The sequence below is a fragment of the Curtobacterium sp. MCSS17_015 genome, assembly GCF_003234265.2.
In the GTDB taxonomy this organism is placed as follows: Bacteria; Actinomycetota; Actinomycetes; order Actinomycetales; family Microbacteriaceae; genus Curtobacterium.
The window spans coordinates 2,965,803-2,989,901 of the sequence record NZ_CP126256.1 but is presented as its reverse complement, the minus strand read 5'-3'; the positions used below and the strand labels follow the sequence as shown (position 1 = coordinate 2,989,901).

18 protein-coding genes are annotated in these 24,099 nt (G+C 71.4%); 13 read left to right on the top strand and 5 right to left on the bottom strand.

The genetic code is table 11. From position 1 onward, the window contains the following. Positions 1–37: 37 nt before the first annotated feature. The 9 genes from DEJ18_RS14280 (at position 38) to DEJ18_RS14240 (ending at position 13,125) form a co-directional block, all read left to right on the top strand. A complete protein-coding gene (locus DEJ18_RS14280) occupies positions 38–1,312 on the top strand; it encodes an ROK family transcriptional regulator (protein ID WP_111210050.1) in 1,275 nt (424 codons plus the stop codon). Positions 1,313–1,451: 139 nt separating this feature from the next. Next, positions 1,452–3,818, top strand: a complete 2,367-nt coding sequence (locus tag DEJ18_RS14275) for a lamin tail domain-containing protein (RefSeq protein ID WP_111210051.1) — start codon at positions 1,452–1,454, stop codon at positions 3,816–3,818. 127 nt (positions 3,819–3,945) lie between these two features. Further along, entirely contained in the window at positions 3,946–4,797 is an 852-nt protein-coding gene (locus DEJ18_RS14270; RefSeq protein WP_111210146.1) for a PhzF family phenazine biosynthesis protein, read from the top strand. A gap of 138 nt (positions 4,798–4,935) precedes the next feature. Further along, positions 4,936–6,291: an extracellular solute-binding protein gene (locus DEJ18_RS14265; RefSeq protein ID WP_111210052.1), complete on the top strand. Its 1,356-nt coding sequence runs from the start codon at positions 4,936–4,938 to the stop codon at positions 6,289–6,291. A 101-nt stretch (positions 6,292–6,392) separates the two neighbouring features. After that, complete coding sequence (locus DEJ18_RS14260) at positions 6,393–7,343, top strand: carbohydrate ABC transporter permease (protein WP_111210053.1); 951 nt, start codon at positions 6,393–6,395, stop codon at positions 7,341–7,343. 2 nt (positions 7,344–7,345) lie between these two features. Then, positions 7,346–8,245, top strand: a complete 900-nt coding sequence (locus DEJ18_RS14255; RefSeq protein WP_111210054.1) for a carbohydrate ABC transporter permease — start codon at positions 7,346–7,348, stop codon at positions 8,243–8,245. A 53-nt stretch (positions 8,246–8,298) separates the two neighbouring features. Continuing rightward, positions 8,299–11,346 (top strand): alpha-mannosidase, encoded by a 3,048-nt coding sequence (locus tag DEJ18_RS14250; protein WP_111210055.1) that lies wholly within the window; start codon positions 8,299–8,301, stop codon positions 11,344–11,346. Positions 11,347–11,522: 176 nt separating this feature from the next. Further along, positions 11,523–12,269, top strand: a complete 747-nt coding sequence (locus tag DEJ18_RS14245; RefSeq protein WP_111079916.1) for a histidine phosphatase family protein — start codon at positions 11,523–11,525, stop codon at positions 12,267–12,269. Continuing rightward, complete coding sequence (locus tag DEJ18_RS14240) at positions 12,262–13,125, top strand: NAD(P)H-hydrate dehydratase (protein WP_111210056.1); 864 nt, start codon at positions 12,262–12,264, stop codon at positions 13,123–13,125. The genes DEJ18_RS14245 and DEJ18_RS14240 overlap by 8 nt, the downstream gene beginning before the upstream one ends. A 179-nt stretch (positions 13,126–13,304) precedes the next feature. Here the strand turns inward: DEJ18_RS14240 and DEJ18_RS14235 are convergent, their stop codons facing one another. From DEJ18_RS14235 to DEJ18_RS14225, 3 genes are all read right to left on the bottom strand, one after another. Further along, the gene (locus tag DEJ18_RS14235) at positions 13,305–13,784 is read right to left on the bottom strand and encodes an NUDIX hydrolase (protein ID WP_111079914.1); all 480 of its coding nucleotides are present in this window, start codon (positions 13,782–13,784) and stop codon (positions 13,305–13,307) included. Positions 13,785–13,830: 46 nt separating this feature from the next. After that, positions 13,831–14,910 carry a LacI family DNA-binding transcriptional regulator gene (locus tag DEJ18_RS14230; RefSeq protein ID WP_111210057.1) on the bottom strand — a complete coding sequence of 360 codons (1,080 nt, stop codon included), beginning with the start codon at positions 14,908–14,910 and terminating at the stop codon, positions 13,831–13,833. A 75-nt stretch (positions 14,911–14,985) separates the two neighbouring features. Beyond that, positions 14,986–16,230: a Gfo/Idh/MocA family protein gene (locus tag DEJ18_RS14225; RefSeq protein ID WP_111210058.1), complete on the bottom strand. Its 1,245-nt coding sequence runs from the start codon at positions 16,228–16,230 to the stop codon at positions 14,986–14,988. A 169-nt stretch (positions 16,231–16,399) separates the two neighbouring features. Between DEJ18_RS14225 and nagB the strand changes: the two genes are divergently transcribed. Further along, positions 16,400–17,185, top strand: a complete 786-nt coding sequence (gene nagB / locus DEJ18_RS14220; RefSeq protein WP_111210059.1) for a glucosamine-6-phosphate deaminase — start codon at positions 16,400–16,402, stop codon at positions 17,183–17,185. A gap of 11 nt (positions 17,186–17,196) precedes the next feature. Here nagB and DEJ18_RS14215 read toward each other — a convergent pair whose 3' ends face one another. Further along, positions 17,197–18,366 carry a MalY/PatB family protein gene (locus DEJ18_RS14215; RefSeq protein WP_111210060.1) on the bottom strand — a complete coding sequence of 390 codons (1,170 nt, stop codon included), beginning with the start codon at positions 18,364–18,366 and terminating at the stop codon, positions 17,197–17,199. Positions 18,367–18,385: 19 nt separating this feature from the next. Then, complete coding sequence (locus DEJ18_RS14210; protein ID WP_181434153.1) at positions 18,386–20,779, bottom strand: DUF4143 domain-containing protein; 2,394 nt, start codon at positions 20,777–20,779, stop codon at positions 18,386–18,388. A 158-nt stretch (positions 20,780–20,937) separates the two neighbouring features. Between DEJ18_RS14210 and DEJ18_RS14205 the strand changes: the two genes are divergently transcribed. The 3 genes from DEJ18_RS14205 (at position 20,938) to DEJ18_RS14195 (ending at position 24,091) form a co-directional block, all read left to right on the top strand. Continuing rightward, entirely contained in the window at positions 20,938–23,409 is a 2,472-nt protein-coding gene (locus DEJ18_RS14205; RefSeq protein ID WP_258376876.1) for a GH92 family glycosyl hydrolase, read from the top strand. 88 nt (positions 23,410–23,497) lie between these two features. After that, entirely contained in the window at positions 23,498–23,794 is a 297-nt protein-coding gene (locus DEJ18_RS14200; RefSeq protein WP_146241514.1) for a hypothetical protein, read from the top strand. A 114-nt stretch (positions 23,795–23,908) separates the two neighbouring features. After that, on the top strand, positions 23,909–24,091 hold the full coding sequence (locus DEJ18_RS14195; protein ID WP_111210064.1) for an alpha/beta hydrolase family protein: 183 nt from the start codon (positions 23,909–23,911) through the stop codon (positions 24,089–24,091). Positions 24,092–24,099 lie beyond the last annotated feature (8 nt).

Sequence of the window (24,099 nt, the reverse complement as noted above, 5' to 3'; positions counted from 1 at the left end):
GACGGAGCGACCGTGCTCCGGCGGTATCGTCACTCGGGTGGCGGAGCATCGGCGTGGGGCGAACCTGCCGTCGCTGGGCGGGTTCAACCGCACGGTCGTGCTCGACGCCGTCCGCCGGTCCCCGGACGGTCTCAGCCGCGTCGAGCTCGCGGCCCGCACCGGCCTCAGCCCGCAGACCGTCTCGAACGTCACCCGGTACCTCATCGACGCCGGCATGATCGTCGAGTCCGGCACGGTGGTGTCGGGGCGCGGCAAGCCGCGCACGATCCTCCGTCTGGAGGCCCGGAGTCGCTTCGCCGTCGGGGTGCACGTCGACCCCGCGGTCGTCACCTACGTGCTGCTCGACCTGGCGGGTGCGGTGGTGGCCGAGGCCACCACGTCGACCCCGAGCGCCGAGGACCCGGAGCAGGTCGTGCGGACGATGGCGGCGGCCGTCGACGAACTCGTCGGTCGCGCCGGAGTCGACACCGACACGGTGCTCGGGGTGGGCGTCGCGTCCCCGGGGCCGATCGACGCAGCGGCCGGCATCGTGCTCGACCCGCCCTTCCTGCCGCGCTGGCGGGACGTCGCGCTGCGGGACGCCCTCGGTGATGCGACCGGCTACCCGGTGCTGCTCGAGAAGGACGTCACGGCCGCGGCGGTCGGCGAGGTGTTCCTGGCCCGGGAGGCGGCGGCGCGGGACTTCGCCTTCGTGTACTTCGGCACCGGGTTCGGCGTCGGGCTCGTCATCGACCACGAGCCCGTGCGCGGGGCTGGGGCCAACGCCGGGGACGCCGGACACATCATGGTCGACCAGGGTCTGCTCGCCGGGACGCCCGACGGCGAGGGCAGGCGCGGCGAGGTCGGGGCCGCCGTGACCCCGGACCGGCTGGTGCGGATCGCGGTCGGACGCGGCATCCCGCTCGGTGACGTGGATGCCCCCGCGGTCGGCACCGACGGTGCCGCCGTCGACCTCGCGGCCGTCGACCGGGCGTGGGACGCGCTCGGGGACGCCGTCGCATCCGGTGACCCGCTCGCATCGGCGTTCGCGGCCGAGGTCGGCACGGTCATGGGGCGGGCCGTGGTCGTCATCGTGAACCTGCTCGACGTCGACCGGGTCGTCTTCGGCGGGCCGTTCTGGTCGCGGATCGCACCGGCTGCCCTCCCGGCGGCGACGGCTGCCATCGCGGGGTCGCCGATCCTCGTCCCGAAGCACCCCGTCACCGTGGTCGAGAGCCAGCGCGGGGCGGACGTGGCCGCGGTCGGGGCGGCCTGTCTGGTGCTGGACGCGGCACTGTCGCCGCGCGCGAGTGCGATGCTCATCGCGCACTGAGCGCATCCCGCCCCGACGTGTCACGCACGCGACGCGGTCCGCGGAGGGCGGCCACCGACACCGTCCGTTCACCAACGCGACACCGCCCGTCCCACTGGATGCTGAACAGTCGTGCAGGCCCCCGACCCGAAGGACCTCCATGCGCACACCCGCCCTGCGTCTCGGCGCCACGATCGCGACGGGCCTGGTCGTCGCGGCCGGCGTCCTCGCCACCGCACCCGCCACGGCGGCACCCGTCGATGCCCCTGCCGTCGCGGCCAACGGCGTCGTCATCAACGAGATCGAGTCGAACGCCGACGACACCGACTGGGTGGAGCTGAAGAACACCGCGACCGTCGCCGCCGACGTCAGCGGATGGTCGATGCTCGACGACAGCGACAAGCACACCCGGTACGTGCTCCCCGCCGGGTCCGTGATCGCTCCGGGCGGGTACTTCGTGATCGACCAGCTGACGAGCACGGCGCCCGGGTTCGACTTCGGCCTCGGCAACCCCGACCAGGTCCGGGTCTTCGACGCCACGGGTGCGCTCGTGCTCGCCCACGCCTACGAGACCCACGCCGCGGTCACGTACGGCCGCTGCCCGGACGGCCTCGGGGCCCTCGTCGACACCACCGCCTCGACCAAGGGCCGGGCGAACGACTGCTCCTCGCCGGTCCGCATCAACGAGGTCGAGTCGCAGGGTGGCACCCCGGGCGACTGGGTCGAGCTGACGAACACCGGCACCACGACGGTCGACCTCGCCGGCTACGTGTTCCAGGACGCCGAGGACGACCACGCGTACACGATCCCCGCCGGCACGACCGTGGCCCCGGGCGGGTTCACCGTCCTGGACGAGGCCGACTTCGGGTTCGGGCTCGGCAAGGCGGACTCCGCGCGCATCTCGACGCCCGCGGGCGTCCTGGCCGACTCGACGAGTTGGACCGAGCACGCGGCCGTCACGATCGGCCGCAACCCGGACGGGACCGGCGAGTTCGCCCCGACGTCCGCTGCGACCAAGGGCGCGGTGAACGCCTTCGTCGGCGTCGTCACGGCAGAGCCCTGGCCCGGCGGTCCGGACGTGACCGTCCTCGACGCCGAGGGCACGTTCTCGGGCGACCTCAGCGGACTCGACTGGCAGTCCTCGTCGACAGCGGTCGGCGGTGGTGTCCTCTGGGGCGTGCAGAACGGCGACGGCCTGCTCTACCGCATGGTCTCCGACGGGAAGGGTGGCTGGGCCCCCTCGAACGCCACCGGCACGACGCTGCACTACGCCGACGGCTCCGGCACTCCGGACGCCGAGGGCGTCACGGTCACCACGGACGACCCCGGCGCGGTGTACGTCTCCACCGAGCGCGACAACGACCGGTCGTCGACCAGCCGCCCGGCGGTCCTGCGCTTCGCGACGACGGACGGCTCCGAGCGGACGCTGAACGCGACGGACGAGTGGAACCTGGCCGGCGACTTCCCGGGCCTCGGCGCGAACGCCGGACTCGAAGGCGTCACCTGGGTGCCCGACTCCTGGCTCACCGCACAGGGCTTCGTCGACGGGTCCACCGGCGCCGCCTACGCACCGGCACGGTACCCCGGTCACGGCGAGGGGCTCTTCTTCGTCGGCGTCGAGGGCACGGCGAGCGTCTACGCCTACGCCCTGATGGCGGACGGTTCGGCGGCGCGCGTGGCCGAGATCGCCACGCCGTTCAGCGTGGTGGCCGAAGTCCAGTTCGACGCGACGCTCGACGCGCTCTGGGTGGCGTGCGACGACGCGTGCGCCGGTCGCACCGCATTGTTCGACGTGCAGGACGGCGTGTTCACCGCGGCGAGTGTGTACGAGGCTCCGTCCGGTGCGGCACGCGACCTGGCGAACGAGGGCTTCGTGGTGTCGGACGTGTGCACCGACGGTTCGCGGGCGACCTACTACGCGGACGACAACGACACCGACGGGTTCTCCCTTCGGACCGGGACGTTGCCGTGCACCGAGGAGACCGAGCCGGGCGACGGCGGCACGACACCGACGCCGGCCCCTGCGCCCGGCGACGGCACGCCCACGCCGACGCCCACCGCCGACCCGGGGACCGGTGGCGCGACGCCGACCGTGCCGGGCGCGCCGGCTGAGTCGTCCCTGACCGCCGCGAACCGCGGCGGGATCAGCGCCCCGGCCACGGCACGCGTCGGCGAGACGATCACCGTGACGACGGGGCGCGAGCACGCCGGTGAGCGCGTCGCCGTGTACCTGTACTCGTCACCGGTGCTCCTCGGGACTCCGGTCGTCGCTGCGGACGGCACGGTCGGGGTCACGATCCCGGCCGGCACGACGCTCGGCGCTCACCGGATCGCGGTCGTCGGCGCGGACGGCGCACTGATCGGCTGGGCGCCGATCACGATCACCGCCGCCTCCGGGCAGCAGCTCGCGTTCACGGGTGCCGAGCTCGCCTCGGGCACCGCGGCCGCCCTGCTCCTGCTCGCCGCCGGTGGCGGTCTGCTCGTCGCACGTCGGCGTCGCCGCACCGCCACCGCCACCGCCGAGTAGCGGTACGGGCGGTACGGGCGGTACGGGCGGTACCGGCGGTACCGGCCCCGGACGGGAGGTGCGGTGCGGGTCCGACCCGCACCGCGCCTCCCGTCCGTCGTCGGCACCTGCTCGCTACCCTCGGACCGTGCAGCACGTCGAGGTCCTCCGGTACACCGCCTTCGCCGATCCGGATGCCGGCGCGGATGGCGGCAACCCGGCCGGGGTCGTGCTCGACGCCGCGGCCCTCGGCGACGACGAGATGCTCGCGGTCGCGCAGCGGGTGGGGTACTCCGAGACCGCCTTCGTGACCGGCTCGGAGGGCGACCGGATCCGGGTGCGCTACTTCTCCCCGGCCGCCGAGGTGCCGTTCTGCGGCCACGCGACGGTCGCCCTCGCGGTGGCGATCGCCGAGCGGCAGGGTCCGGGACGGCGGGTGTTCGTCACGCAGTCGGGCGACGTCGTGCTCGACACATCGGACTCCGCGGGCGGCGTGCAGGTCGCGATGACGAGCGTCGAGCCCGTGATCCGGCCGCTGCCGGACGACCGCCTCGTGCCGCTGCTCGACCTGCTCGGACTGGTGCCGGACGACCTCGACGCGGCACACCCACCCCTCGAGGCCTTCGCCGGCAACTGGCACCCGGTGCTCGTCGTCGCCGACGCGGACCTGTTCCACCAGTTCCGGTTCGCCCCCGCGGCGCTCGCCGACCTCATGCGGCGGAGCGGGTGGCCGGCGACGGTGACCGTGCTGCACTCGGTGGCGCCGGGGGAGTACGAGGCGCGGAACCTCTTCCCGGTCGGCCGCATCACCGAGGACCCGGCGACCGGATCGGCGGCGGCGTCCGTCGGGGCGTACCTGCGCGAGGTGGGGGCGGCAGCGCCGGGGGACCGGGTCGTGATCCGGCAGGGGCGGCACGTCGGACGGCCGAGCGTGCTGCTCGTCGACGTGCCCGAGGCCGGCGGCGTCACCGTGACCGGCGGGGCGACCCCGATCCGGTAGCCGGCCCGCGCCGCTCGGAGGTCACGAACCGGACGCGCTTCGCGTCGATCCCTTGACAACGTTCAAATCCATACGATGGACTAAACCCGCAACGCGGGCAACGGAGTCCGCGACCTTCACCCGTGCAAAGGAGCACCGATGAAACGCACCCGCATCATCGCCGGACTCGCCGCCGTGGCCGTCGCCTCGGTCGGACTCGCCGGCTGCTCGAGCTCGGGGTCCGCCTCGAGCGACACGATCAAGATCGCCTACCAGAAGTTCGGCGCCTTCCAGCAGCTCGACGCCCAGATGAAGGTCGTCAAGAAGGAGTACGAGGACGCGAACCCCGGCAAGAAGGTCGAGCTCGTTCCGATCCAGGCGCAGGAGGACGACTACGCCACGAAGCTCGCGCTGATGAACCGGGCACCCGCGACCGCGCCCGACGTCATCTACGAGGACACGTTCCGCATCAAGGCCGACGCCGATGCCGGCTACCTGCAGCCGATCGACCAGTTCACCGAGAAGTGGGACGAGTGGGACCAGTTCTACGACAACGCGAAGCAGGCGGGTGAGGGAGAGGACGGCAAGATCTACGGCGTCCCGATGGGCACCGACACCCGTGCGCTCTGGTACAACAAGGAGATCTTCGAGGAGGTCGGTCTGCCCGTGCCGTGGGAGCCGAAGACCTGGGACGACGTCCTCGCCGCCGCGAAGACCATCAAGGAGCAGCAGCCGGACGTCATCCCGTTCAACATCTACTCCGGCAAGGCCCAGGGCGAGGCGTCGACGATGCAGGGCTTCGAGATGTTGCTCTACGGTGCGGACGGCGAGGGCAACACGCTGTACCGGGACGGCAAGTGGGTCGTCGGCTCGCAGCAGTTCCAGGACTCGCTGCAGTTCATCGAGGACGTCTACCAGGGTGACCTCGGGCCCACCCCGCAGCAGGCCCTCGACACCAACATCGGGACGACGATCACGCAGACGTGGCTGCCGGAGGGCAAGCTCGCGATCGACCTCGACGGCTCGTGGCAGTCCGGCACCTGGCTGGAGTCCGGGACCGCCCCGTGGGCCGAGTGGAACGACGTGATGGGCCAGGCACCCTTCCCGACGCAGAACGGCCAGGAGCCGGGCTACAACTCGATGTCCGGCGGCTGGACGCTCGCGGTCGGTTCGAAGTCGAAGAGCCCGCAGGACGCGTTCGACTTCATCACGATGTTCCTCGACAAGGACGGCTCCATCAAGTACGACTCGGAGAACAGCCAGATCGCCGTCCGGAAGGACGTCGCCGAGGACCCGGCGTACACCGGCGCGAACCCGACCTTCGAGTTCTTCTCCGGATTGGTGGAGCACACCAACTTCCGTCCGGCGACGAGCGAGTACGCACAGGTCTCGAACGCCATCCAGGTCGCGATGGAGTCCGTGATGACCGGTCAGCAGTCGCCCGCCGAGGCAGCGGCGGTCTACGACAAGGCCGTCGAGGGCGTCGTCGGCGAGGACAACACCGTCTCGGGCTGACCGGCCGGCACCACCTGACGGGAGGCGCGGTGCCGACCCGCCCCGCGCCTCCCGTCAGTCCCCATCTCCGGAACCCTCTCCGCACCCGGAAGGCATCCACCGTGTCCAGCACCCCCCTCGCGCCGACGCTGTCGGCCCCCGGTTCGCCGAACCGCGCCGACCCACCGGCGCCGCGGAAGCGGCGCCGGATGCGGAACGCGACGCGCGTCGTCCCGCTCCTGCCCGCCGTCGTCCTGCTCGTCGTGTTCCTGCTCGGGCCGGTCATCTCGTCGTTCTACGGCTCCTTCACGAACGCGGCGCTGACCGGCATCGACGCCGCGAACCAGCAGTTCGTCGGCTTCCAGAACTACGTCGAGCTCTTCCAGGACCCGGACTTCCCGAAGTCCGTGGTCCTGACGATCGTGTTCCTCATCGCCTCGGCGGTGGTGGGGCAGAACGTGCTCGGCCTCGGCCTCGCGCTGCTCATGCGCAGTGCGAACCGGGTCGTCCGCGCGATCGTCGGCACCTTCGTCGTCGCTGCGTGGGTGCTGCCCGAGATCGTGGCCTCGTTCGCGGCGTACGCGTTCTTCCACGACGAGGGGACGCTGAACACGTTCCTCGCGTCGCTGGGCATCAGCGGCCCGAACTGGCTCTACACGTACCCGATGATCGCGGTCATCCTCGCGAACATCTGGCGCGGGACGGCGTTCTCGATGCTCGTCTACTCGGCCGCCGTGCAGGAGGTCCCCGAGGAGATCACCGAGTCCGCCGAGGTCGACGGCGCGACCGGCTGGCAGCGTCTCGTCTACATCACGCTGCCGGTCATCCGGCGGAGCATCTCGACGAACCTCATGCTCACGACGCTGCAGACCCTGTCGGTCTTCACCCTCATCTTCGTGATGACGGGCGGCGGACCGGGCACGAACTCGTCGACCCTGCCGATCCTGGCGTACCAGGAGGCGTTCCAGTTCTCGCAGCTCGGCTTCGGGACGGCGATCGCGACCATCCTGCTCGTGGTCGGTGCCGTCTTCTCGATCATCTACATCAAGGCACTGAAGCCGGAGGTGGACTGACCATGGCCCTCACCGCTGACCGTCCGGTCGCGAACGTCACCCGCTCGGTGACCGCCCCGGGCTCGCTCCACATGACCTCGCCACGGGGTCGCACCCTGCGGTGGGTGTCGAACGTCGTCCTGCTCGTCATCGCGGTGTGCTTCGCGGTGCCGCTGCTCTGGCTCGTGCTCGCATCGGTGGACACGCAGGCGTCGCTGTCGGTGAAGGTGCCGTCGCAGTTCACGCTCGACAACTTCGCCCAGGTGCTCACCCCGGAACTGTCGTTCATCCCGCTCGCGAACAGCCTGCTGCTCTCCGGTGGCACGGCCGTCGTGACGGTCGTCGCCGCACTCCTCGCCGCGTACCCGCTGTCCCGGTACAAGCTGCGCGTGAACAAGCCGTTCCTGTACAGCATCCTGTTCGGCACCGGGCTGCCCATCACCGCGATGATGGTCCCCGTCTACGCGCTGTTCGTGTCGCTCAACCTCATCGACAACATCTACGGCTGCGTCTTCTTCCTCGCCGCCACGAGCCTGCCGATGGCGATCTGGATGGCGAAGAACTTCATGGACTCGGTGCCGATCTCGCTCGAGGAAGCCGCGTGGACCGACGGCGCATCGATGTTCACCACGCTGACCCGGATCGTCGTGCCGCTCATGCGCCCCGGCATCGCGGTGGTGTTCATCTTCGTGTTCATCCAGGCGTGGGGGAACTTCTTCGTCCCCTTCGTCCTGCTGCTCTCACCCGACAAGGTGCCCGCCGCGGTGAGCATCTTCAACTTCTTCGGTCAGAACGGGGCCGTCGCCTACGGGCAGCTCGCGGCGTTCTCGATCGTCTACTCGCTGCCCGTCATCGCCCTCTACGTGCTCGTGTCGCGCGGCCTCGGTGGCGGCAACGCCCTCGCCGGCGGCATCAAGGGCTGACCACCGCACACCCAGCCGCGCTCCTTCGCGGAACGCGGAACGAAAGGACACCCATGCACCAGGACGAACCGCTCGTCGAGGCCCGGATCGCACGACTCGTGCGGGACCGCGTCGACCCGAACGTCCACCGCCGGGCATCGCCGGTGACGATCGAGGCCTGGCAGGTGCCGGACGAACCGGTGCCCTTCGCCGAGGCCGTCCGGCAGACCTACACGCCGTTCACCGTCGGCGAACCGTGGGGCGCCCGGCCGTGGGGCACCACGTGGTTCAAGGTCACCGGCACCGTCCCCGCCGACTTCGGCACCGCGGACGGCACCACCGCCGAACTCCTCGTCGACCTCGGCTTCAGCAAGCGGCAGCCCGGGTTCCAGGCCGAGGGGCTCGCGTTCCGGCCGGACGGCTCCACCATCAAGGCCATCGAGCCGCGGAACGACACCGTGCCGCTGCCGGTCGGCCCGGGGGAGTCGTTCGAGCTCTACGTCGAGGCCGGCGCGAACCCGGACATCGGCGGCGACGACTTCCAGGGCGCCACCCCGCTCGGCTCGAAGCACACCGCCGGGGACACCCCGATCTACCGGCTCCGCGCGCTCGAGGTCGTCGAGCGCGACGACACCGTCTGGGAGCTGCAGCAGGACCTCTGGGTGCTGCGCGGGCTCATGGCGGAGCTGCCGACCGACGGCACCCGCGGTGCGGACGTCCTCCGCGTGCTCGAACGCGCTGCCGACGCGCTCGACCCCGACGACGTCGCGGGCACCGCCGACGACGCCCGCGCCGTGCTCGCCGAGGCGCTCGCGGTCCCCGCCAGCGGCTCGGCACACCGGGCGATCGCGGTCGGGCACGCGCACATCGACTCCGCCTGGCTCTGGCCGGTGCGCGAGACGAAGCGCAAGTGCGCCCGCACCTTCTCGAACGTGCTGGACCTGATGGACCGCGACCCCGACTTCACCTTCGCCTGCTCGTCCGCGCAGCAGTACGCCTGGATGCGGGACGAGTACCCCGAGGTCTTCGGGCGGATCAAGCAGCGCGTCGCCGAGGGCCGGTGGATCCCGGTCGGTGGCATGTGGGTCGAGTCCGACACGAACCTGCCCGGGGGCGAGGCCCTCGCCCGGCAGTTCGTCGCCGGCAAGCGCTTCTTCCTCGAGGAGTTCGGCGTCGACACCCCCGAGGCCTGGCTCCCCGACTCGTTCGGCTACACCGGCGCCCTGCCGCAGATCGTGCGAGCCGCGGGCTCGAAGTGGTTCGTCACGCAGAAGCCGTCGTGGAACGAGACGAACGTCATCCCGCACACCTCGTTCCTGTGGGAGGGCATCGACGGCTCGCGGGTGCTCACGCACCTGCCCCCGGCGGACACCTACAACTCCGACGTCTCGCCCGCCGACCTGCACCGGGGGGAGCGCCAGAACAAGGAGCGCGGCGTCGCGAACACCTCGATGCTGCTCTACGGCTTCGGTGACGGCGGCGGCGGCCCGACCCGCGAGATGGTCGCCGCCGCTCGACGTCAGCACGACCTGGACGGCTCGCCCCGCGTCGACCTCGGCACGCCCGCACAGGTCTTCGAGGAACTCGAGCGGGCGCTGCCCACCCCCGGGGTCTGGTCGGGGGAGATGTACCTCGAGTTCCACCGCGGCACGTACACATCGCAGATCCGCACGAAGCAGGGCAACCGCCGCTCCGAGCACCTGCTCCGCGAGGCCGAGCTCTGGACCGCCACCGCAGCCGTCCGGCTCGGGCAGGACTACCCGTACGACGCGCTCGAGGACGCCTGGCACACGGTGCTCCTGGCGCAGTTCCACGACATCCTGCCGGGGTCGTCGATCGCCTGGGTCTACGAGAACGCCGAGGCCGAGTACGCCCGCGTCGCCGAGGTCCTCGAGGACCTGATCGGCACCGCGACGACGGCGCTCGCCGTCGGTGGTGCGGAGCGCGGTGCGGACCGGCCGGGAGGCGCGCCCTCCACCGCACCGCACGTCCGGTTCAACGCGTCCCCGGTGGCCGCTGACGGCGTGCGCGCCCTGGGCGCCGAGCCCGTCGACGTGGCGCGGGCCGTGCCTCCCGTCCGGGACGGCGACCGGTTCGTCTTCGACACCGGCGCGGTGGTGGCGACCGTCGACGCGGCCGGCCACGTGGTGTCGCTCGTCGACCGGGCCACCGGGCGCGACGCGATCGCCCCTGGTGCCGCGGCCGCCGAGTACACCGTGTTCCGGGACACCCCGAACCAGTGGGAGGCGTGGGACATCGACCGGGCCTACCAGCGGCACGGAGCGGTGCTCGCCGCCACGAGCGTCACCGTCGAGGGGGACGCGCTCGTCGTCGTCCGTCCGTTCGGCAGCTCGACCGTGACCACCCGGTACACGGCGACCGAGGGGCAGCCGGAGCTCGTCGTCGAGACCGAGGCCGACTGGCACGAGCAGCAGAAGCTCCTCAAGCTGGCGTTCCCGCTCGACCTCAAGGCCGACCAGGCCTCGAGCGAGATCCAGTTCGGGCACATCGACCGGCCGACGCACCAGAACACCTCGTGGGACTTCGCCCGGTTCGAGACGAGCGCGCACCGGTGGGTGCACGTCGCCGAGCCCGGCTTCGGCGTCGCGGTCGCGAACGACTCCACCTACGGGCACGACGTCACCCGGAGCACCCGCCCCGACGGCGGGACGACGACGCAGGTGCGGGAGTCGCTCGTGCGCGGGCCGAAGTTCCCGGACCCCGAGGCCGACCAGGGGCACCACGTGTTCCGGACCGTGCTGCGGATCGGCGAGACCGTGCTCGACGCGGCGGACTCCGGGTACCGGCTCAACCTGCCGGTGCGCACGGTCCCCGGGGACGCCGTCGTCGAGCCGCTCGTCACGGTGTCGTCGCCGCAGGTGTTCGTCGAGGCCGTGAAGCTCGCCGAGGACCGGTCGGGTGACGTCGTCGTCAGGCTGTACGAGGCCCTCGGTGGTCGGGCGGGTGACGTCGGGGTCGACTTCGGGTTCGACGTCGCCGAGGTCACGCGGGTCGACCTGCTCGAGCGTCCGCTCGACGACGGGGCCTGGGCCGACGGTGCACCCGTCGTGCTCACCATGCGGCCGTTCGAGCTCGTCACGCTGCGCGTGCGGCGGGCGTAGCGGGCGGCGGGGGACCGCGGCGTCGGGCGGGGCTCAGGGTGCACCCGTCCGACGCCGCTTCCGCTGTCTGTGCCACAGCGGCCGACCCCGCCCGCCGACCCGCTCGACGACGGGGTGTGACGAGTGGCACGACGGCATGGGAACCGGGCCAGTCCGCTCCGGATAGCGTGGCGCGCATGGCCGTCACCGAGATCTGGCTCGTCCGTCACGGCGAGTCCACCGCGAACGTCGCAGCAGCCCGAGCCGAGGCCGCAGGTGCCGACGTCATCGAGGTTGACCACCGCGACGCGGACGTGCCGTTGAGCCCGCTCGGTGAGGAGCAGTCCCGCGCCCTCGGCTCGGAGCTCGCCGACCGCGGGGTCGACGACGTCCCCGTCGTGCTCTGGGTGTCGCCCTACCGGCGGGCGCAGCAGACCATCGGCATCGCGCTGGAGGCCGGCGGCCTCGCCGAACCCCCGCGCCGGGTCGACGAACGGCTGCGCGACCGCGAGCTCGGCGTGCTCGACCGCCTCACCCGCACCGGTTCGGCGAACCTGCACCCCGACGAGGAGCAGCGCCGCCAGTGGCTGGGGAAGTACTACCACCGGCCGGCCGGCGGGGAGTCCTGGGTCGACGTCATGCTCCGGCTCCGCTCGTTGCTCGCCGACGTCGACCGCATCGAGGACGCCGACCGCCTGGTCATCGCCGCGCACGACGCCGTCGTCATGCTGGTCCTCGCCGTCTGCCTCGACCTCGACGAGCCGGAACTCATGGACTTCGCCGAGTCGCACACCGTCGCGAACGCCTCCCTGACCCGGCTCCGACGCGACACGCTCGGTGGACCGTGGACGCTCGAGGAGTTCTCCGGCACCGGACACCTCGACGAGGACCCCGGCGCCACCGTCACCGAACACGAAGGCCGGAAGGACGACGCCCGTGTCTGAGCCCGTACCCGTCACCCCGAACCTGCTGCGCGAGTGGTCCCTGCCGGAGGTCGGCGGGAGCAAGTACGGCCGCGGGCAGGTGCTCGTCGTCGGCGGCGCCGCGAAGACCCCCGGTGCCGCGATGCTGTCGGCCACCGCGGCCCTCCGCGTCGGTGGTGGACGGCTCACCCTCGCCGTCGCCGAGAGCGTCGCCCCGCACGTCGCCGTCGCCCTGCCCGAGTCCGGCGTGCAGCCGCTGGCGCAGGACGAGGGCGGGCACGTCGCGGTCGGCGCGATCTCGAGCCTGACGGACGACCTCGCGAGCGCCGACGCCGTGCTCGTCGGACCGGGACTCGACGAACCCGATGGCAGCCGCGACCTCGTCGCCGGGCTCGCCGCAGCCGTCGGGGACGAGACGATCGTCGTGCTCGACGCCTTCGCGCTCGGGGTCGCGGCGGACCTGGCGGACGAACTCGCGCCGCTCCGGGGTCGGCTCGTGATGACGCCGAACTCCGGCGAGGCCGAACGGCTGCTCGGCCGCGACTGCTCCGACGACCACACCGACGCGGCGGAGATCGCCGAGCGCTTCGGCGCCGTCGTGTCCCTCGGCGGGGTCGTCGCCGCGCCGGACGGACGTGCGTGGGCGAAGGGCACCGGTGCCGGCGGACTCGGGACGAGCGGCAGTGGCGACGTGCTGTCGGGTGCGATCACGGGGCTGCTGGCCCGCGGTGCCGACGTGGCACAGGCCACCGTGTGGGCGACCCAGGTGCACGCCGCGGCCGGGGACCGGCTCGCGGTGCAGGTCGGGCCGATGGGCTACCTGGCGAGCGAGCTGCTCGGCGAGATCCCGCGCGTCCTGGTCGAGTTCGGCGCCTGAGCAGGACGACCTCAGCCGCCGTCGCGGGCGTCGACGCCATCGCTCCGGGCTCCTCGGCGGCGTCGGTTCGACACGACGGACGCGGCGGGGGGCGTACGTCACCCACCGGTGCGGATCACGACGTCCGTTCCCGGTCGAGGTGTTCCGTCACCGACGTCACCGGGATCGCCGACGAGGGGTCAGCGCTCGAAGCGTGCGGCGACCTCGTCGGCGAGGGCCGCGTCGACCCGGCGCCGCATGTTCTCCGGCATGTCCGGGAGGCTCGTGACCGGCGCCCAGAACGCCTCCGTGTTCTCACCGTCGGCGGGGTACGGGTCGCCGGAGACCCAGCGGCAGGCGAAGACGAGGTCCATGTACTGGGCGCGGTCGCCGTTCGGGTAGGTCATCGGCTCGAGGGTCTGCACCCAGGCCAGGCGTTCGGCGACCGCGACGACGTCGGCCTCTTCGAGGACCTCACGCTCGGCGGCGACGGCGGGCTCCTCGCCCGGGTCGACGATGCCGGTGACCGGGGTGAGGGCGCCGTTGTCGGCACGGCGGACGACGAGGAGTTCACGGTCGTCGCCCTCGCCGCGGGTCACGACCGCGGTGACGCCGGTGAGCCAGAGCAGGTCGTTCCCGACCTTCTCGCGCAGGGACAGGACGAAGTCGGGGGTGGGCATGCCGCCACGCTACCGACCCGCCGGGGTCAGGTCCTCCGTGCCGCGTTCAGGCGGCGTGGCCGCAGCCGCACGAAGCGCGGACGACGAGGTGCCCGTCGAACAACTCGTGCCGACCGTCGTGTCCCGGGGTGAGGACGCGGCTGACGGCGCTGCGGGCCATGTCCTCGATCGGCTGCCGGAGCGAGGTCAACGCGGGCCAGGCGTACTCGGCGTCGGACGACCCGTCGAACGCGGCGATCGCGACGTCGTCCGGTACTGCGACCCGGCGCTCGTGGAAGGCGCGGAGGGCGCCGATCGCGGTCCGGTCGGATGCGATGAAGAACGCCGGCGCGGCGTCGGGGTCGCCGACCCGCAGGGCGTCCGCGATCCGTACGCCGGCGTCGTGGCCACCCTGGCGGGTCAGGGCCGCGGGCACGAACGGGCCCGGGGCGACCCCGGCCGCCGCACACGCCTCCAGCCATCCGACATGACGCGGCTCCGTGGGGTCGTCCTCGCCGACGAACCCGACGGATCGGTGGCCGTGGCCGAGGAGGTGCGCGGTCGTCGCGACGGCGCCGGCGCGGAGGTCCGTCCCGAGGGTGTCTGCCCCGGGCTCGGGAGTCACCACGTTCAGGGTGACCCAGGGCAGGCCGACCTGGTCGAGGGCCTGCCGGTCGAACGGCGTCCCGCTGGCCAACACGAGCACGCCGTCCACCTGCCGGGCCGCGAACTCACGGAACCGCGCGAGCACGTGCTCCGGCTCGAACGAGGACGACGTCGTGTACAGGGCGTAGCCGCGCTCCCGGGCGGCGCTCTCCAACGTGCCGGCGTACTCGGCGAAGAAGGGGTTGTCGAAGACCGGATCGGGTCCGCTCGGGACCAGGAAGACGAGCGTGCTCGCCGATCCGGAGCGGAGTGCCCGTGCGCTGAGGTTCGGGCGGTACCCGAGCTGTGCCACGGCGGCGCGGACGCGCTCTGCGGTGGCCGCGGCGACCGGGGGGCCGCCGTTCAACGTGTAGCTGACGACCGCGTCGGACACGCCGGCGAGCTTCGCGACGTCACGGCGGGTGGGCTTCCGGGGAGCGCCGCCGGCAGTGCCGGCGGCGCCGGCAGCACCGCTCGTGCCGTTGGTGCCGCTCGTGTCCATGGGCCTCCCTCGGCTCCGCTCCTGGTCCGCCTCGGGCCCGGTGGTCACCCTACGACGAGGTCCGACCCGTGTCGGTCACACCGACTCGGTGGTCGCGGGGAGGCCCGTCCCGACGGCGACCGGAGCATCACCGAGGTCGGGGACCTGGAGGCGCTCGCCGCCGCGCAGCGCGGACTGGTACGCCACCAGGCCGGGCAGCGTGTACCGCGCGGCGACCCACGCGTTCACGGTCGGCAGGGTGCGCGTCTCGACCGCGCGCACGAAGTCGTCGACGAGGAACCGGTGGCTGCCCTCGTGGCCGTCGGGGGCGACGTCGAACTCGCGGGGCAGACGACGGGCCTCCTCCGCGTGCACCTCGGCGTGGCCGGAGCTGAAGGCCTCGCGCAGGGACGGCGCGATGTCCGCCAGGAGCGGGTCGTCCAGCCCGATCGACGGCTCCGAGGCCAGGCGGGCCGTGACGTCCTCGACGCCGTCCTTGTCCTGCCAGAGGGAGGTCGTGGCGAGCTGTTCGAAGCTGCCCTCGGTGCCGAACCACCGGAACCGGCTCTCCCGGATCGGCGACGGGTACCCCACCCGACGGAACTCGTTGATCCGCATGGAGCCGCCGCCTGCCAGTTCGAAGAGCGCGGTCATGTTCGAGAAGTCGTTGTCGAACATGCTGACCTCGGTGTCGAACACCCCGTCGTCCTGCTCGTCGTGCACACCGATGCAGCTGACGCTCGTGACATGGGTCGGGAGCGCCCCGAGCACACCGCCGATCGCATGCGTCGGGTACCACATCGGGGGGTAGCTCGCCGTGGCCTTCCAGCCGTCACCGCCGCTGTACCGGTAGGCGTCGTAGAAGCCGAGGTCCATGTCGTGCAGGTAGTCGCCCTCGGCGTAGAACACCCGACCGAACGCGCCGGCGTCGAGCTTCTGACGGGCGAACACGGTCGCCGGGTTGTACTGGCTCGTCTCGCCCATCATGTAGGTCACGCCGGTCCGCTCGACGATCTCGACGACCGCGCGGATCTCGTCCTCGGTCACCGCCATCGGGACCGCCGAGTACACGTGCTTGCCCGCTTCGAGGGCCCGGGTGACGATCGGACCGTGTGTCCACCGCTGGGTGAAGACCGCCACGGCGTCGACAACCGGGTCCGCGAGCATGGTGTCGAGGTCCGGGTGCGTACCCGCGAGTCCGAGCTCGGTGACCAGGCGCTCGGCGCGGCCCTCGATCACGTCGGTCGCGAAGACCGCACCGACACCCGGGTGCAGTTGGAAGAGGGAGGCGAAGTGGGCCGAGAACTGGCCGGCACCGACGATCCCGATCGTGAACGTCATGGGGGCTCCTGAACCGTGTCACACCGGTCCCTCGTCGGACCGATCGGACCCAGACTGCTGTGCGGATTTACTCGTGTCAACCCTTCCAGGAGAAGGGATGCCCCTCGTTGCGCAGACCGCCTCCAGGTGCCCCTGACGACACACTGGTCATGACCAGTAGGCTGACGACGTGGAGATCATCATCCTGCCCACCCCGGCGGAGGTCGGTCGCGTCGCCGCGGCCAAGATCGCGTCGGTCGTCACCACGAAGCCCGCGGCGGTCGTCGGACTCGCCACCGGATCGAGCCCGCAGGGCATCTACGCCGACCTGCGCCGTCGGGTCGAGGCCGGCGAGCTGTCGTTCGCGCAGGCGCGCGGGTTCGCCCTCGACGAGTACGTCGGCATCCCGCTCGAGCACCCCGAGTCGTACGCCAGCGTCATCGCCCGCGACGTCGTCGAGCCCCTCGGCTTCGACCCCTCGCGGGTCCGCGTGCCGGACGGCCGCGCGGGGGACCTCGCCTTCGCCGCGAAGGAGTACGACGCCGCCATCCGCGCCGCCGGCGGGGTGGACGTGCAGATCCTCGGCATCGGGGCGAACGGGCACATCGGGTTCAACGAGCCGACATCGTCGTTCGCGTCCCGCACCCGGATCAAGACGCTGGCGCCGAGCACCCGCGAGGCCAACGCGCGGTTCTTCGACTCGCTCGACCAGGTGCCGACGCACTGCATGACCCAGGGTCTCGGCACGATCCTCGAGGCCCGCGAGCTCGTCCTCGTCGCCCAGGGCTCGGCGAAGGCGGACGCCGTCGCCGCCGCCGTCGAGGGCCCGCTGTCGTCCTTCGTGCCGGGCTCCGCGCTGCAACTGCACGAGCACGCCACGGTCGTCGTCGACGAAGAGGCCGCCGCGCGCCTGCAGCTCGCCGACTACTACCGGTACACGTACGCGAACAAGCCGGAGTGGCAGCGGTTCGAGTAGCCCCGCGGAGGTCAGCGGGCGGCGGCCAGGCGCGCGAGCCCCTCGCGCAGGGTCTCCTCCGAGCACCCGAAGTTGAGCCGGACGTGCCCGATGCCCTGCCGGCCGAAGTCCCGCCCGTTCGACAGCGCCACCTTCGCCCGGTCGACCAGGAGCGGCGCGGGGTCCTCGCCCCACGGCAGCGCCCGCAGGTCGAGCCACGCCAGGTACGAGGCCTGCGGCTGCCGGTACCCCGCGCCGGGCAGCGCCTCACCCAGCTCCTCGGCCAGCACCCGGCGGTTCGCCGCGAGTTCCGCGAGCAGGGACGCCAGCCACGGGCCGCCCTCAGTGAAGGCGGCGACGCTCGCGGTGTAGCCGAGGATCCCGGTTCGCTCGACGACCTCGCCCGGCAACCCGTCGAACCACCCGCGAGCCCGGTCGGATGCGCCGACCATGAGGGCGCACTTCGTGCCGGCGAGGTTGAAGGCCTTGCTCGCGCTCGTCAGGGCGACCCCGAGGGCAGCGGCCTCCGGGCATGAGTCGAGGAACGGCGTGAACGCGGCGTCCGCGTGCACGAGCGGGGCGTGGATCTCGTCGGAGACCACCACGGCGTCCCACTCGGCGGCGAGCCGGGCAAGTGCCGCCAACGACTCCTGATCGTGCACGAGCCCGAGCGGGTTGTGCGGGTTGCAGAGCAGTACGGTCCGGGCGCCGTCGGTGAAGGCCTGCCGCACGCCGTCCAGGTCCATCCGCCAGCCCGCGGTCGTGTCGAAGGGGTCGGCCGGGCCCTCGGGAGCGAGGAGCGGCACCTCGGTGACGGACCCGCCGGCCTCGCTGACGTACTCCCAGAACGGCGCGTACACGGGCGGCATGATGACGACCTGGTCCCCGGGCTCGATCACCCGGCGGAGCACCTCGACCGCGGCGACCGAGACGTCCGTGGTGGTCCGGACGAGGTCGGGGTCCACCGCCCAGCCCCACCGGTCGGCGGCGAACGTGGTGAAGGCCTCGGGCAGCACCCGGTGGTGCCCGACGTACCCGGTGTCGCCGTCCGTGACCGCTCGGACCAGGGCGTCCCGCACGGGTTCGGCGAGGGCGCAGTCCATCTCGGCGACGAACATCGGCAGCACCTCGGGGCCGAACGCGGTGTACTTCTCGCTCGTGCGGGTCCGGCGGGCATCGAACACGGAGACCATGACGCTCATGCCGTCATCCTCGCAGCGGTCAGTGAATCTGGTCCAGCCAGCCGGTTGCCGCTTCTCGGATTCCTTTGTAAAGGCGGAGCGCGTTGTCCACGGCTCGACTCATCGGCCGTAGATCCGCGGACAAAGCCCCGAAGGTGACGAGCATTTCCCGCATCGGTTCGAGTTCCGTCATCTCGGGGATGTCTGCGACCGCCGACAAGCTCTCCTTGAGTGTCAGCTCGAGGTCAGGTACCCCAGCCGAGACGCGAAGGACCGTCTGGACCGAACCGTTGAAGGAGTCCCACTCGTCGCCGAGTGCTGAGGTCGTCTGCTCGAGCGCGTCGACACTGGGTTGCAGGCGGTCACCCAAGGCGCGGAAGCTCGCGATCATCGCGGTTGGGGACTGCGAAGCCGGCGGGACATAACTTCCCATCGCGGCACCCAGCGCATCGAGATCGTGCTGGAACTCCACGACCTTCTCCGCAAGTGCTGCTTGCCCAGTCTCCAGGGCGGCGAGAGCCTCGAGCGCGTCGACGTCCGAGTCATCTGGTTCGGCTCCTCCGCGAGCTCCAGGAACGGCTGTTGTTGGTGTCGCGAGGAGTCGAGTTCGCGCCTCGATCGACTGCCGCAACCTCGAGACGACCTCCTCGACCATGTCGTCCCAGTCGCTGCTGCCCGGCTCGGATCGACGGACAGCAGTCACGTCGATGTACTGGCTGTCCTCGAGTGCCTTCCGAACGGGATCACTCGGGTCGACGACTCCGGTCGCTCTGGTGTCGATCCACTGCAGCGGAAGCAGGAGTCGGACGTCGCCCGCGGCCTTTGCCGCGGCACTGAACCCGAGGACCTCCGAGCGGCAGGCTTCGCTGGTCAGGTATCGAGGTGTGACGAAGCTCAGCAAGAAAGTCGTTGCGCTGACCTCTCGGTCCAGACGGGTGCGCCAATTCTCTCCCCACAGGATGTCGTTGCGATCGATGAACAAATCGATCTCGAACCCGTACAGAGCGTGGTACGTCGACTTCACGTCTTGTGCGAAGCGGAGTATGCGCCCTCTCGCGTGGTCGTTGTCAGCGTGCACGTAGCTGACGAACAGGCTGGCATCGACGTTCGGCGTCAATTCGGTGGCTCTCTGTCGGAGTGGATCAGCTGAGGCGGGAAGTAGGGCTGCCGGAGCAGCTTCCGAGAGCCAAGCTCGAGGGGTGGCGAGCGCCTCCACCGGCAATGCCCAGATGTCGTCGGCCAGCTGGCGGACGTCCTGCCCGAGATAGACGACGAAGCCTCGATGCAGCCCGCGGTCTTGTCGCAGCGCCAGCAGCCCTCGGGCGTCTGTGCTGGAGACCGATGACGACAGCTTCACTTCGACACCCACGAGCCGCCCCGTGCCATCCTGCAGGACCAAGTCGACCTCTGGAGACCGATCGCTCGACTTCCTCCAGAAGAACGGATCGACTGCCGTTGACGACCAACTCGCCGCCGGAAGGATCTGATTGACGACGTGTGACTCGAGCAGCGAACCCAGGAATGCCCGGTCGGGACCGATCTCGCCTCCCGCCCGGGCATGAAGAGCAGCTGCGACTGCTGTATCCGAAGGATGGATCTTCGCGCGGGAGTGGAACTGCTTGCTCGAGGCGAGGGCGAGGTTCGGAAGGCTGTGGGTCAGAAAGAGCTGTTGGAACATGCCGACGTATCGATCGACGGTGCGTCGGTCGAGATCGACAGTGTTGCCCAACTTCGATGCGTTGAGGATCCCGCCGGGGTTGCAGACGAGTGCCCGGAGGATCGTGAGGGCGACCAGCGAGTCGCGACCACGATCCGGCAGTACCGAGTTCCCGAGCACCCCATCGACGTAGCTCTCGATCTCCTGGCGTCGCTCGCGGGCGGTGGACAGCCCTCTCGGAACGCGGAACGGGGGGAGCCCCCCGACGGTGAGGTCGCGGATCAGCGCCGGCTCGTCGTACTCGGAACGCCACGCGGCACTGGGCTCGCTCTCGAAGAGGTGATCGACGATCGAGCCCTCGTGGCGGCCGATCTCCCACAGGGTCAGAGGGTCAAGGCGAAGTCGAGTTGCGCGACCTGCGAGGGCATCGGCGCCCCCGAGTGTGTTCCGCCCGATGCTCGACGACCCAGTGAGCACGATCATGCGATCTGTTTCGTCCACGAGGCGCTTGACTTCCACGGGGAGGTCGGGGAGGAGCTGTGCCTCATCGATGACGACCGGGCTCGGTAGCCGCCGAAGCCACCCAGCCAGGTCGCTTTCGGCGTCACGACGAGTTGCCGTGCTCGAGAGATCGACGTAGTCGAATCCCTCGCCTGTACTGAGCTCACTGCGAACCAGTGATGTCTTGCCCACGGCCCGTGCCCCTTCGATCACGAGGACGGGCAGGGTGCGGGTAGCCCGAATCCGGCGGGCGAGGAGGCGCGGGATGGAAGGCATGCGGAAAATGTACATCAGAACAGCAAAAATTTGTACATGAGTTGCAGGTTCGCCTTGGTGTCGCCCATTCGTTGGCAGAGCGACCAAGACGTGAACAACCACCGACCGCCCGGTGACAGCGGTGGCGTCCCCCGTCTGAGGGGGCTAGCGTCGCGATCGTGACCAGTCCTCGCGTGCACCGTCGCCCGCTCCTCCGTCAGTTCCCGCTCGCCGCGGTGGCCACGATCGCCGCACTGCTCGGCACCGGGGCGGTGGTCACTCCGGCCGCGGCCGCCCCGGAGACCGCAGCGTCCGTGGCGGGGGCGACTCCGGCCTCCCGGCCCGTCACCGATCCGGCCGCGTTCGTCGACCCGTTCATCGGCACCAGCCACGACGGCAACACCTGGCCCGGCGCCACCGCACCGTTCGGCATGATGCAGTGGAGCCCGACCGGGACCAAGGGCGACCAGACGTCGACCCCGGTCGCGAACGGCTACTCGTACGACGTGAACCGCCTGCGCGGGTTCAGCCTCACGCACCTCAACGGCGCCGGCTGCGCCCCCGGTGCTGCTGGCGACATCCCGATCATGCCGGTCACGACGCCCGTCACGACCTCGCCCTCCGCGGACTCGACCGATGCCGTCTACGCCGCGGGGTACTCGCACGACCAGGAGCACGCCAGCCCCGGCCGCTACGGCGTCACGCTCGACAACGGCGTCCGCACCGACCTCGCCGTGACCACCCGCGCCGGCGTCGGCGAGTTCGCGTTCCCGGCCGGGCAGGACGCGAACCTGCTCTTCCGCACCTCGAACTCGATCAACGGCAGCGAGGCCGCCGACACCCGCGTCGACGCCCGCACCCGCACGGTCAGCGGCAGCGTCCTGACCGGCGGCTTCTGCAGCCGCCGCGCGAACGGCGGCGGCGCGACGAACCCCGACCGGCGCAGCTACTACCGCCTGTTCTTCACGGCCACCTTCGACAAGCCCTTCACGAGCACCGGCACCTGGAAGGACGGGACCGTCCAGCCGGGAGGCACGCGCGCCTCCGGTGGGGAGGGCTACCTGACCGGCGCCGACCGCGCCGGACGCGGCTCCGGTGCGTGGATCGGGTTCGACGCGCGTCGCGGTGCGACCGTGCACGCGAAGATCGGGATCTCGTACGTGAGCGCCGCCGGCGCCGTCGCGAACCGTGACGCCGAGGTGACCAAGCGGGCGACCGTCGCCAGCGTGGCGGCGGCGACCCGGGCCTCCTGGAACACGGAACTCTCGCGCATCCGGGTCGGTGGTGGCACGACCGACCGCACCACGCAGCTGTACACGTCGGTGTACCACGCGCTCATGCAGCCGAACACGCTGAACGACCGCGACGGACGCTACCTCGGGCCGGACATGCGGGTGCACCGGATGGACCGCGGGCATCGCGCCGTCTACGGCACGTACTCCGGATGGGACCAGTACCGCGCGCAGATCCAGCTGCTCGCGCTGCTCCGGCCGGACGTCGCCGGGGACATGGCCCAGTCGATGCTGCGGTTCGCCGAGCAGAACGGCGGCGTGTGGGACCGGTGGCTGCACCTCGGCGCACCGACACACGTGATGACCGGGGACCCCTCCGCCGCGACGCTCGCCACCTGGTACGCCATGGGGGTCCGGAACTTCGACGTCCGCGCCGCCTACGCCTCCCTCAAGCGCCAGGCGACCGTCGAGAACGGAGACGCCGAGAGCGACATCGGGTGCCCCGGCCAGTGCCTCGCGCAGCGGCCGGCGCTCGACGAGTACCTGCAGCGGCACTACGCCGCGAACGACGACTGCTCGTGCTGGGGCGGCGCGGCCGAGACGCTCGAGGACTCCATCTCCGACAGCGCCCTCGGGTACTGGGCTTCGTCGCTCGGGCTGCGGTCCGACGCCCGGATGTTCGCCGCCCGTGGCGAGTACTGGGAGAACACGTTCAACGCGGCCGTCGGGTACCAGGCTGCGCGCCAGGCCGACGGGTCATGGACGCCCGGGTGGTCGCCCTCGACCGGGACCGGGTTCGCGCAGGGGACGAGCGCGCAGTACACCTGGCTCGTGCCGCAGGACGTCAGCGGGCTGTCCGCGGCACTCGGCGGGGACGAGGCCGCGGTGGCCCGACTCGACACGTTCTTCCACGACGGCGCGGGCAACTGGGCGGTGACCGGCGGGGACGCGACGCGCTTCGACCCGACGAACGAGCCCGACATCCACACGCCGTGGATGTACAACGCGCTCGGACAGCCGTGGAAGACGCAGGAGACCGTGCGCCGGGTCGTCGACGACGCGTACCGCACCGGGCCGAGCGGCTTGCCGGGCAACGACGACCTCGGCACGATGAGCTCCTGGTACGTCTTCGCCTCGATCGGGCTCTTCCCGCAGACGCCCGGCCGGGCCGAGATGCTCGTCGGCAGCCCGACGTTCAGCACGGTCGACATCCGGCGGTCAAGTGGGCAGCGGATCGTGATCCGGTCCTCGGGGACGGAGCAGTACGTGCAGGGCGCGCGGCTCGACGGGAAGGCCCTCACGAAGTCGTGGGTGCCGGCCTCGTTCGTGAACCGCGGTGGCACGTTGTCGCTGCGGGTCGGGGCGACGCCGGACACGGAGTGGGCGACGGCGGTGCGGGACCGGCCGGTCGACCGCTGAGCGCACCACCACGCGCCAGCAAGCGGTCGAGGACGTCCCGGTGCCGGGTGGTGGCCGGCCCGACGGGCTGTCGTGCGAGAGTGTCCGCGTGCACTACCGGATGATGAACGACTACTCGGCGGACTGGCCGTTCTGGGGCGATGACGGCCAGTGCCCGGACGGGGAACCAGCGCTCCCGCCGCGCCTCGACGCTGACGTGCGCCAGTGGGCGGCCGACTTCGACGGCGGCTACTCGTACGAGTTCGGCTGGCAGACGAAGGCGCGTGCCGACGAACACCGCCGTCGTGGTCGGGGTCTGTTCGGCGCGGTACAACGAGTCGTGGAGGCTGAGGGCCACACCGTGGAACTGGCGTACTGGGAGACCGCACACCGCAAGGGTCTCTAGTCCTTCAGGGCTGCTGACGCGCACCGTCGCGGAGGCCGGAGCCGTTCACAGCAGGACCACCCTCCGTGCCCGACGGAGCTCCTGGCACGGCTGATCGAGGCCGAGCACGACAACATGGGCGCTTCGGGTGACCTCTTCGCGGCGGAGCTCGGTGCCGCCGGTGTCGACGTGGTACACCAGGTCCTCCCGGGTACCCGTCATGCGTTCCTGAACCGCCCAGCGCTGGCGGAGTTCTCGACGGCCACGGCGATGATCGCGTCGTGGCTCCACGACACGGCGGTGCCGGTCGAGCGGTGAGGTGGGCC

Coding starts and splice junctions, on each gene's coding strand:
- DEJ18_RS14275 (WP_111210051.1), top strand. CDS start 1,452: ATGCGCACACCCGCCCTGCGTCTCGGCGCCACGATCGCGACGGGCCTG.
- DEJ18_RS14245 (WP_111079916.1), top strand. CDS start 11,523: ATGGCCGTCACCGAGATCTGGCTCGTCCGTCACGGCGAGTCCACCGCG.
- DEJ18_RS14255 (WP_111210054.1), top strand. CDS start 7,346: ATGGCCCTCACCGCTGACCGTCCGGTCGCGAACGTCACCCGCTCGGTG.
- DEJ18_RS14210 (WP_181434153.1), bottom strand. CDS start 20,779: ATGCCTTCCATCCCGCGCCTCCTCGCCCGCCGGATTCGGGCTACCCGC.
- DEJ18_RS14250 (WP_111210055.1), top strand. CDS start 8,299: ATGCACCAGGACGAACCGCTCGTCGAGGCCCGGATCGCACGACTCGTG.
- DEJ18_RS14225 (WP_111210058.1), bottom strand. CDS start 16,230: ATGACGTTCACGATCGGGATCGTCGGTGCCGGCCAGTTCTCGGCCCAC.
- DEJ18_RS14265 (WP_111210052.1), top strand. CDS start 4,936: ATGAAACGCACCCGCATCATCGCCGGACTCGCCGCCGTGGCCGTCGCC.
- DEJ18_RS14230 (WP_111210057.1), bottom strand. CDS start 14,910: ATGGACACGAGCGGCACCAACGGCACGAGCGGTGCTGCCGGCGCCGCC.
- DEJ18_RS14195 (WP_111210064.1), top strand. CDS start 23,909: ATGGGCGCTTCGGGTGACCTCTTCGCGGCGGAGCTCGGTGCCGCCGGT.
- DEJ18_RS14215 (WP_111210060.1), bottom strand. CDS start 18,366: ATGAGCGTCATGGTCTCCGTGTTCGATGCCCGCCGGACCCGCACGAGC.
- DEJ18_RS14235 (WP_111079914.1), bottom strand. CDS start 13,784: ATGCCCACCCCCGACTTCGTCCTGTCCCTGCGCGAGAAGGTCGGGAAC.